General features: G+C 40.5%; 2 protein-coding genes and 1 pseudogene. 2 read left to right on the plus strand and 1 reads right to left on the minus strand.

The genetic code is table 11. The annotated features are described in order from the left end of the window. Together ACMHXE_RS12835 and ACMHXE_RS12840 are read left to right on the plus strand one after the other, a co-directional pair. Nucleotides 1-464, plus strand: a pseudogene (locus ACMHXE_RS12835) (hypothetical protein); the annotation flags it as partial. A gap of 1 nt (nucleotide 465) precedes the next feature. Then, entirely contained in the window at nucleotides 466-888 is a 423-nt protein-coding gene (locus ACMHXE_RS12840; RefSeq protein WP_413732429.1) for a hypothetical protein, read from the plus strand. Between the two features lie 408 nt (nucleotides 889-1,296). Here ACMHXE_RS12840 and ACMHXE_RS12845 read toward each other — a convergent pair. Beyond that, nucleotides 1,297-1,922, minus strand: a 626-nt coding sequence (locus tag ACMHXE_RS12845) for an IS256 family transposase (protein WP_224868444.1), incomplete at its 5' end; no start/stop codon positions are given.

A 1,922-nucleotide genomic window follows, 5' to 3' on the forward strand; every position in this document is an offset into this window, starting at 1 on the left:
AATACCTGAGTCCAGATCCGATAGGGCTGGCAGGGGGCACGCGGCCACAGGCCTATGTGCACAACCCGCTCGAATGGGTGGATCCGCTAGGGTTGGCTGGGTGTGAGCTAGCTAAACCTGGTGAAGATTTATATGTTGGTACTTATAATCAAGTTCGGGGAGCAAATATTAAAAGTGGTCTTAATCCAACGCACACTCCGCATCATGCTATTCAGAATGCTGTTAGCCCAACAACACATGGCAGAGGAATAACAATAAATATGCGCAAAGAACTTCATGAACTAACATGGACATATAAAAAACCATTAGTTAAAGGATTGACCGATAGAGAATATTTAGCAAGAGATATTGTTGATTTGAGAAAAATACTCGGCAATGCTGGATATGATAGACGTGTTATTAATAGACAGCTATCTGAGTTGATTAAGCAAAATAAAGAACTTTGGAAAACAGTAGGACAATAAGATGAATAGATCGGAAGCTTTTGCATTTTTACATGAGCATCAGCCTATGCCTGACGATAACGAGTTAACGCAGGAACTGATTGATAGGTATGATGAGGTAAGAAAGTTTTTTATTGCTACACCTGAAAAAGAGGCTATATCACTATTTCTTAACTCTTATGGTAAGGGGGACGGTTGGGGTGTGTATCAGTTGGTTGAGGACTTTTTTTATAAGTGTAATCAGGATGATGTTGTTTGTGAAATAAAAAAAGTATTAGAGGATCCTTCAGTACCTGATGGTGTAAGATATTGGGTAACACAAGTGTCAGGTGTGTTTCCTGACGACAGATTAAAAAAAGGTTTGGAAACTTCGTTGAATTCAGAAAATGAAGATATCCAAGATGCAGCTAAGCTAGCTCTTGATTTAATTAGTGATGATTTTTAATAAATATTTAAAGCGACTGTAGTTGGTTAGCTCCAAGGGAGAATTCACTTCGATTTATGTGCCATAATCGAAATAAAATTTCCATTTTAACAAGTTTTCTTTCTGCACTCGATGAAGAAGTTGTTAGCGATAAGGCTACTTATTGATTAATAAAAAGAATGTTAATAATGAAAATGACCTGCGGTTTGTTTTTAACATAGTTTTAAAACCTTGGTTTTTAGAATACACATCAGATAATAGAGATAAAGTAATCGCGAATTCAACTCCGAAGTGCACCACTCGCTAAATTAGGCTGCCTTGCGTAATTCATTGAATACCGCAATCAGGGCGGGATTCTACTTTGTACAAAATACGAAATTTTGCTTTCTCTCTGTGGAGGGTGTTCAAAATTCTGTGTCACGTTAAAAATCACAGATCGATGTGAGCATCCAGTCGTCCTTCAAAATGGATGGACAGCTGAGATAGCGTTAAATTCCAGTTTTGAATCGGGTGTGACCACCGCTCCTGAGCCTTCAATATACCGGCGTAGAGCAGTTTGAGTAAACTGTTCTCGTTGGCAAAACCACCCTTGGTTTTCGTCAGTTTACGAAACTGACGATGTACGGCCTCAACCGCGTTCGTGGTGTAGATAGCCTTACGCACGTATTCCGGGTACTTAAAATAGGTCGATAACAGCGCCCACTTGTTGCGCCAGGACTTGATGACCACAGGATATTTGTCGCCCCATTTGGCTTCCAGCTCGTCCAGCGCCATCTCAGCTGCATTGAGGGTTGTGGCTTTATAGACACACTTTAAATCAGCCATAAACGCCTTCTGGTTTTTAGACGCTACGTATTTCATTGAGTTACGAATTTGATGAATGATGCATGACTGCACCTCTGTATGTGGGTAAATGGTTTCAATGGCTTCAGGGAAGCCTTTAAGGCCATCGACACAGGCAATCAGGATGTCTTTAATTCCGCGACTATGAAGATCGGTTAGTATACTTAGCCACTGATGTGCACCTTCAGTGTCTGAGATATACAAGCCCAACA

Origin of the sequence: Shewanella sp. BJSY2023SW007 (assembly GCF_047314525.1) — a bacterium.
GTDB classification, from domain to species: Bacteria; Pseudomonadota; Gammaproteobacteria; order Enterobacterales; family Shewanellaceae; genus Shewanella; species Shewanella chilikensis.